This is a genomic window from Streptomyces muensis (assembly GCF_021474425.1).
Taxonomy (GTDB): Bacteria; Actinomycetota; Actinomycetes; order Streptomycetales; family Streptomycetaceae; genus Streptomyces; species Streptomyces muensis.
This window is the reverse complement of record NZ_JAKEIP010000083.1, coordinates 1-7,710: the sequence shown is the minus strand read 5'-3', so window position 1 is coordinate 7,710 and position 7,710 is coordinate 1. Positions and strand designations below refer to the sequence as shown.

General features: G+C 72.8%; 7 protein-coding genes. 4 read left to right on the top strand and 3 right to left on the bottom strand.

Translation table 11 applies throughout. The annotated features are described in order from the left end of the window. The coding region (locus tag L0P92_RS20820) for an Rv1733c family protein (RefSeq protein ID WP_234764304.1) at positions 1-421 on the bottom strand (421 nt) is incomplete at its 3' end. Positions 422-732: 311 nt separating this feature from the next. On the opposite strand from L0P92_RS20820, the gene L0P92_RS20815 reads away from it, so the two are divergent. Both L0P92_RS20815 and L0P92_RS20810 read left to right on the top strand, forming a co-directional pair. Next, positions 733-1,818 carry a WD40/YVTN/BNR-like repeat-containing protein gene (locus L0P92_RS20815; protein ID WP_234764303.1) on the top strand — a complete coding sequence of 362 codons (1,086 nt, stop codon included), beginning with the start codon at positions 733-735 and terminating at the stop codon, positions 1,816-1,818. Between the two features lie 199 nt (positions 1,819-2,017). Continuing rightward, entirely contained in the window at positions 2,018-2,965 is a 948-nt protein-coding gene (locus tag L0P92_RS20810; RefSeq protein ID WP_234764302.1) for an MIP/aquaporin family protein, read from the top strand. A 72-nt stretch (positions 2,966-3,037) separates the two neighbouring features. Here the strand turns inward: L0P92_RS20810 and L0P92_RS20805 are convergent, their stop codons facing one another. Next, the gene (locus L0P92_RS20805) at positions 3,038-3,715 is read right to left on the bottom strand and encodes a uracil-DNA glycosylase (protein ID WP_234764301.1); all 678 of its coding nucleotides are present in this window, start codon (positions 3,713-3,715) and stop codon (positions 3,038-3,040) included. Positions 3,716-3,887: 172 nt separating this feature from the next. Between L0P92_RS20805 and L0P92_RS20800 the strand changes: the two genes are divergently transcribed. Next, positions 3,888-4,889 (top strand): N-acetylglucosamine kinase, encoded by a 1,002-nt coding sequence (locus L0P92_RS20800; protein ID WP_234764305.1) that lies wholly within the window; start codon positions 3,888-3,890, stop codon positions 4,887-4,889. 137 nt (positions 4,890-5,026) lie between these two features. Continuing rightward, complete coding sequence (locus L0P92_RS20795) at positions 5,027-5,950, top strand: sirohydrochlorin chelatase (protein WP_234764300.1); 924 nt, start codon at positions 5,027-5,029, stop codon at positions 5,948-5,950. 104 nt (positions 5,951-6,054) lie between these two features. On the opposite strand, the gene L0P92_RS20790 is transcribed toward L0P92_RS20795, so the two are convergent. After that, the gene (locus L0P92_RS20790) at positions 6,055-7,107 is read right to left on the bottom strand and encodes a lactonase family protein (RefSeq protein WP_234764299.1); all 1,053 of its coding nucleotides are present in this window, start codon (positions 7,105-7,107) and stop codon (positions 6,055-6,057) included. Positions 7,108-7,710: the final 603 nt, after the last annotated feature.

Sequence of the window (7,710 nt, the reverse complement as noted above, 5' to 3'; positions counted from 1 at the left end):
CCTCGGAGGGGGTGGCGGGCCGGGTGACCAGGCGGCCCTGTGGGTCGGTCCAGACGGTGACCGGGCTGCCGACGCCGCTGCCGGGGCGGACGCGGGCCTGACCGGTGTGCGAGGAGCCGTCGCGCGCGCTCCAGCGGACCTTCGCCCACACCTGCTCACTGCTCGACGTGCGGGCGGCGCGCGAGTCGGTCGTGCCGGGAGCCCGCTCGGTGAGCAGGGCCACCACGGGCCGCCATTCGACGCGCTCGCGGGCCATGCCTTGCTCGACGGCGCGGGCGGTCGTCAGACCGGCGAGCACTCCGGCGAGGACGGTGACCGACCAGGCGACCAGCAGCACCCAGGCCTCCATCGAGTCGGCCCGGCGTTTGAGCGGATTGCGCCGCCACCGCCACAGCCACACCTTCGGACCACGGAACGCCATCGAAGGCTTCCTCCTCATGCGCGCGCGAACAAGCCGGACCCACCGCTCTCCCATACGGCAGCGGGCAGGCGGATGCTCACGGCATCGACCGGGATCGGCCGTGGCACGGGTCACGCATCCCTGCGACCGATCCGCGCGAAGGCGCCTCGCGGTCGACGGCCCGGAGCTCGGACAGGAGCTCGGCCCGGAGCTCGGCGGAGAGCTGTCCTCGCCGCTCTGACCTGCGACGCAGCCCTTTCCAGGGGTGACTGTCAGTGGCGAGGTGCAGACTGGCCGGTACCTGAGACAAAGACGTCGCGGAGGTGACCGGCATGACCGAGGTACTGCTCGCCGTGGGGACCCGCAAGGGCCTGTTCATCGGGCGGAGGCGAGGTGACACCTGGGAGTTCGACGAGAGCCCCTACTTCAACGCCCAGGCCGTGTACTCGGTCGCCATCGACACCCGGGGCGAGCGCCCGCGGCTGCTGGCCGGCGGCGACAGCGCGCACTGGGGCCCGTCCGTGTTCCACTCCGACGACCTGGGCCGCACCTGGACCGAACCGGCCCAGCCGGCCGTGAAGTTCCCGAAGGACACGGAGGCTTCCCTGGAGAGGGTGTGGCAGCTGCACCCGGCGGCCGCGGAGCCGGACGTGGTGTACGCGGGCACGGAACCGGCCGCGCTGTACCGCTCCGAGGACCGCGGTGAGTCGTTCGAGCTGGTCCGCCCGTTGTGGGAGCACCCGACCCGGTCGAAGTGGGTGCCGGGCGGCGGCGGTGAGGGCCTGCACACCGTGCTCACCGACAAGCGCGATCCCCGGGCGGTGACGGTCGCCGTCTCCACCGCCGGGGTGTTCAGGACCGGCGACGGCGGAGCGAGCTGGGCGCCGTCCAACTCCGGTGTCTCCGCGGTGTTCCTGCCGGATCCGAACCCGGAGTTCGGCCAGTGCGTGCACAAGATCGCCCAGGACGCGACGACGGCGGACCGGCTCTATCTCCAGAACCACTGGGGCGTGTACCGCAGTGACGACGCGGGCGCGCACTGGACGGACATCGGCGAGGGCCTGCCGTCCACGTTCGGCTTCGCGGCGGTGGCGCATCCCCACCGCGGCGAGACGGCGTACGTGTTCCCGATCAACGCCGACTCCGACCGCGTCCCGGCCGAGCACCGCTGTCGTGTCTTCCGTACGGCGGACGCGGGCAAGAGCTGGGAGCCGCTGTCGGCGGGGCTGCCGCAGGAGGACCACTACGGCACGGTGCTGCGCGACGCGATGTGCACAGACGACGCGGACCCGGCGGGCGTGTACTTCGGCAACCGCAACGGCGAGGTGTTCGCGTCGGCCGACGACGGCGACAGCTGGCGGCAGCTGGCCTCGCATCTGCCGGACGTGCTGTGCGTCAGGGCCGCGGTGGTCGGCTGAGACGCCGGGCTTCCCGGGACGCGTCGCCGAGCGTGCAGCGCCGGTCGGCGACGCGTCCGAGGGGGTCGTCCGGGGCGGCGGCCGGGGTCGGCGTCGGGGGTCGGGATCGGAGGTTTCTGCGGTTGCCGCGGCTCACGTGCCGAGTTACGACGTGACTACTGCGTTCGGACGTGATCGCAGCAAGCCCTGGGAGGATCACATGGCAGTGGAGATCGAACCTCTGGTGAAGCCCTCACGGTTCCGCAGTCGCGCGGGTCTGGCGGGCGAGTGCATGGCGGAGTTCCTGGGGACGTTCGTCCTCATCGCCTTCGGCACCGGCGTGGTGGCGATGGCGGTGGCGGCGCTGCCCGGCTCCGGGCGCACCGAGGGGCCCACCACGTTCTTCCTCGGCGCCGGAGACTGGCTGCTGATCACCTGGGGCTGGGCCATGGCCGTGATCCTCGGCATCTACGTGGCCGGCGGGGTCAGCGGAGCACACATCAACCCGGCCGTGACGCTGGCCTTCGCCGTGAGACGCAAGTTCCCCTGGACCAAGGTCGCCCCGTACTGGCTGTCCCAGGTGCTGGGCGCCCTGGCCGGGGCGGCGCTGGTCTACGGGGTGTACCACGACGCCATCAACACCTTCGACGACGCCATGGAGGGCCCCAAGACGGGCGGACACACCCTGGCCTCGTTCTCGATCTTCGCCACCTTCCCGGCGCCGTACTTCCACGGTGGGATCTGGGGTCCGCTGATCGACCAGGTCGTCGGTACCGCCTTCCTGGTCATGCTGGTGGTGGCGATCATCGACCTGCGCAACACGGCCGTGAAGGCGAACCTGGGGCCGCTGGTGATCGGCTTCGTGGTGGCGGCCATCGGCATGTCCTTCGGGGCGAACGCGGGGTACGCCATCAACCCGGCCCGCGATTTCGGCCCGCGTCTGTTCACCTGGATGGCGGGATGGAAGGACCTGGCATTTCCCGGCAGCCTGTCCGGGGCGTTCAGCGGCTACTGGTGGATTCCGATCGTCGGGCCGCTCGTGGGCGGTGTGATCGGGGTGCTGGTGTACGACCTGTTCATCGGCGACGTGCTCCACGCCCGCGCGCAGCAGGGCGAACTGGAGCCGGAGCCCGGCCGGACGCGTCCCACCACCTCGGACGAGGAGTAGTCGGTCCGGGGGCGGCCCTACGGACGGACGTCCCAGCAGCTGCTCGCCCCCGGAGGTCACCGAGCGGCGGCCCTACGGCAGGCGCCACTCCACGGGCTGTCCGCCCTGCCTGATCAGCAGGTCGTTGGCCCGGCTGAACGGGCGTGAGCCGAAGAAGCCGCGGTCGGCCGACATCGGGGAGGGGTGCGCGGACTCGATCGCCGGAAGGTCTCCCAGCAAAGGCCGCAGATTGCGCGCGTCACGCCCCCACAGGATGGACACCAGTGGCTTGCCGCGGCCGGCGAGCGCGCGGATGGCCTGCTCGGTGACCTCTTCCCAGCCCTTTCCGCGATGCGCCGCGGGCTTGCGCGGGGCCGTCGTCAGCGCCCTGTTGAGCAGCAGCACGCCCTGCTGGGTCCACGGGGTCAGGTCGCCGTTCGACGGCCTGGGCAGTCCGAGGTCGGTGTGCATCTCCCGGAAGATGTTCTCCAGGCTTCCCGGCAGCGAACGCACTTCGGGCGAGACGGCGAAGCTCAGCCCGATGGCCATGCCTGGTGTGGGGTAGGGGTCCTGACCCACGATCAGGACCCGGACGTCGTCGAAGGGCTGCTGGAAGGCCCGCAGCACATTCGCCCCGGCCGGGAGATAGGTCCGGCCCGCCGCTATCTCGGCCCGGAGGAAGTCCCCCATGGCCGCGATGCGTCCGGCCACGGGTTCAAGGGCCTTCGCCCAGCCGGCTTCAACAAGTTCATGCAAGGGTCGTGGTGCCACGGCGCGTCACTCTACTGCTCCGCGCCGCGCCCTCGCACAAGCGCGGAAGTCCCCGTCCACGCCGGTGCCCCTGGCGTTACTCTTCCTCCTCGTCGAGATCTTCGAGCCGGTCGAGCGGATCACGCGACAGCCGGTCACCGGGACGAAGGTCACCCGGGAAGAAGGGGAGTCCATGCCCGCCGACCACGGCCCCGCAGACCACGGCTTCCTCGCCGTCGACTCCGGAGGGTCCGGGATGCGGACCGTCGTCGGCACCGTCGAACGCGGTGGCCTGGCCCGACGGGAGTCCCGTGAGCCCGTGCGCACCGGCGACCGGGGCATCGACCCCGATCACTTCATGGAGCAACTGGTGCCCATGGTGCGGGCGTTGACGGCCGAGACCGGGATCGTCCGGCTGGGGACGGCAGCGGTCGGGGCGGCCGGGCTGGCCAGCCTGGGTGCCGCGCTGCGTGCGGAACTGCCGGGCGCGCTGGAGCGGGAGTTCGGCATCGGGCCCGTCGCCCTTGCCGCCGATGCCGTCACCGCCTATGTCGGTGCCCTCGGCGCCCGGCCCGGTGCCGTGGTCGCCGCCGGTACGGGGCTGATCGCGGTCGGCACCGACATGACCTCCTGGCGCCGCGCGGACGGCTGGGGGCATCTGCTCGGCGACTGCGGCGGCGGCGCCTGGATCGGACGGGCGGGGCTGGAGGCGGCGCTGCGCACGTACGACGGGAGAGCGGGCGGGTCGGCCGCGCTGCTGGCCCGTGCCGAAGAGCTGTTCGGCCCGGTCAAGGGGCTGCCCGGGAAGCTGTATCCGCGCCCGAACCGTCCCGCCGTCCTCGCCTCGTTCGCCCCGCACGTGGCCGCCTGCGCCGACGGCGACCCGGTGGCCGCGGACATCCTGCGGGCCGCCGCACGGCACATGGCCGACTCGGCGGCCGCCGTGTGCCCCGCGACCGGGGAGCCCCAAGTCGCGGTCACGGGTGGCCTGTTGAACATGGGCGACCCTCTTGTCGTACCTTTGGAAGAGGAGTTGTCGAGGCGGTTGCCGCACGCCCGGCAGGTGCCGGCCGCCGGGGACCCGTTGCAGGGGTCGGTGCGGATCGCGACCGATCTGGCGGCGGGCGGGCTCACGCTGCCGGGTGACGAGGCGATGCTCTGCGTGGCAGGGGAAGGCGGCGGGGGAACGCGGTGAGAGGAAACGGGGACTGATCCACCTACGCCGGCCGGTACCGCACTGCACGTAACTCAATCAGACAAAAGCGGACGGATACCGCTCACCTGCACCCTCCCCGAACAGGGGAGCCCAGGAAGCCAGTAACATGCGTCGCCATGAGCTCCCCCACTGGGCCCGCGTCCGGCCTGCCAGTACGAATGCCGCGACCTCGTCAGCCCGGGCGGCACCGCCGACCCGAGCCCCTGGCGGCTCCCGAGGGCGCGCCCGCGCTCGTCCTCGCGGTGCCGGGCACGCCGAGCGCTGCCACCCGTGGCCTCGCCGAGGAGGTCGTGAGCATCGCGCGCTCCGAGCTTCCCGGTCTCGACGCCCGGATCGGGTACGTCGACGGCGATGACGTGGAGTTCCCCACGCTCCAGTCGGTGCTCGTGCATGCCGCCGACGAGCGCACCGCCCGCTATGAGCAGGCCATTGCCGCTGGCGTGGAGGCCAAGGAGCCCGAGGGCCCCGTCGCCGTCGTCGTACCGCTGCTCGCCGGCCCGGACAACGCGCTGCTGCGTGTCATCCGCCAGGCCGTGATGGACAGCCGCGTCGCGGCCGATCTGACCGATGTGCTCGGCCCGCACCCGCTGCTCGCCGAGGCGCTGCACGTGCGTCTGTCGGAGGCCGGCCTCGCCCGCGCCGACCGCGCCCGCCTGTTCACGGTGGCCACGGCCGCGGACGGCATCATCCTCGCCTCGGTGGGCGGCGATGAGGCCGTGCAGGCGGCCGGGATCACCGGCATGCTGCTCGCCGCGCGCCTTGCCGTGCCGGTGATGGCGGCGGCCCTGGACCAGGACGGTTCGATCTCGGCCGTGGCCGAGCAGCTGCGGTCGTCGGGCTCGCAGCAGCTGGCGCTGGCGCCGTACCTGATAGGGCCGGAGATCGACCCGAGCCTGGTCGCGGAGGCCGCGCAGGAGGCGGGCTGCTCCGCCGCCGAGGCGCTCGGCCCGTACCCGGCGATCGGCAAGCTCGCCCTGTCGAAGTACACGACCGCGCTGGGCATCGCCCCGCAGCAGCCGCAGGGCACGCCGGTCCGCTGAACCCGCAGCTGTGACGCCGAAGGGGCCTCTCCCCAGCCTTGAGCCGGGGAGAGGCCCCTTCGGCGTCGCGGCATTTACGGCGCCACGGCGTCGCGGCGTCGCGGTCAGGCCCTGCCGGCCTCCGGGCCGATCACCACACAGGACGCCGCGGGAACCTCGATCGAGCCCTCGTAGCGTGGGAGTCCCGTCGCCGGATCCAGGGCGAACCAGGACACGTCGCCGGAGCGCTCGTTCGCGACGTACAGGAAGCCGCCCGCCTCGGTGAGCGCGCGCGGCCAGTGCCCGGCGCAGGTCACCGTGCCGATCAGCCGTAGTTCCTCGCCTTCGACGGCGAATGTCGACAGCACGTCCTCGCCGCGTGTCGCGGTCCACACGAAGCGGCCGTCGGGCGAGGCGACGATCCCCGACGGATAGGCGTCGCCGGCCGGAGCGCCCGCCAGGACCGACACCTCCGCCAGCGGCTTCAGCGTGCCGTCGTCGACGTCCCAGTGGCAGACGGTGACAGTGGGGGTGAGTTCGTTGACGACGTACGCGTACGGGCGGTGGGGGTGGAAGACGAGGTGGCGGGGCCCTGATCCGGGCCGCAGGGCGATCTCCCGGTGGACGGCGAGGGTGCCGTCCGTCAGCGTGCACACCCGTGCCGAGTCGGTGCCGAGGTCGACGCTGACCGCCCAGCGGCCGGTCGGGTCGGGCTGCACCTGGTGGGCGTGCGGGCCCTGCTGGCGTGGTGTGTGCGGGCCCGAGCCGGTGTGCTGGAGGACGGACGACGGGGCGCCGGCCAGGGTGCCGTCGGGGCGCACGGGTACGGCGGTGACGCTGCCGGAGCCGTAGTTGGCGGTCAGGACATGGCCGGCGAAGAGGCTGAGATGCGTCGGTCCGCTGCCGCCCACCGGCACCGGCGATCCGACGAGTTCCGGCTTCTCCTCGGTCACGCGGTACGCGGCCACCGCGCCCTCGGCCGTCTCGCTGACCGCGTAGAGCGTGTCGCCGCCGGGCGACAGGGCCAGGTACGCCGGATCGGGCACGCCCCCCGCCCCTCCCAGCACGGTCAGCGCACCGCTGCCCACGGCCACGGACGCCGCCACGACCCCGGGGCCCCCGGCCGCCGTGAACGACCCGATATAGGCCCGCCCGGCCCGCCTGCCACCGTCTGCCACCGCTGTCCCCTTTCGGTCGGGTGCCGCTCGGGGTGACGGTAGCAGCGGATCATGATCGGTCTAGACCAAGTGTGCGAGGTCGACGCCACTCGGCGCACCGCTCCACCGTCTGGTGGCCGCGTGCGGGACGGGCGTGGCGCGCTGACGAACGACGGCGATCGGCGTCGCGGAGGAGTTGCCACGTCGGCGAGTCGTGCCACACGAAACCCACGAGCCGGCCGCCGCCGAGTGCCTGGAGCCCGGCCGCCCACCGAGTCCCTGGAGCCAGGCCGCCCACCGAGTCCCTGGACCCCGGCCGCCCGCCCGTCCCGACCCCACTGCCCCTCGATCCCCGCCCGCGGACCGCTCCCGCACGGCTCGCGGGCGGGGCGGGGCGGGCCGGTGGCTCCGGAGGTACCCGGCGGATGGCCTGATCCACCCTCTGGGTGGCCGATAAAGCGACCTGGCCGCCCAGGGAGGGCTGCCCGGCCAGAACAACCTCAGGCGCCGACCAGCGGCGATCCCGACGCCGCGCGCAAAGGCTGGGCCAGGTCCGCCAGAGCGCGCTCCAGGCCGTGGAGGCTGTCTCTTTATACACATCTCCGAGCCCACGAGACCTGTTAT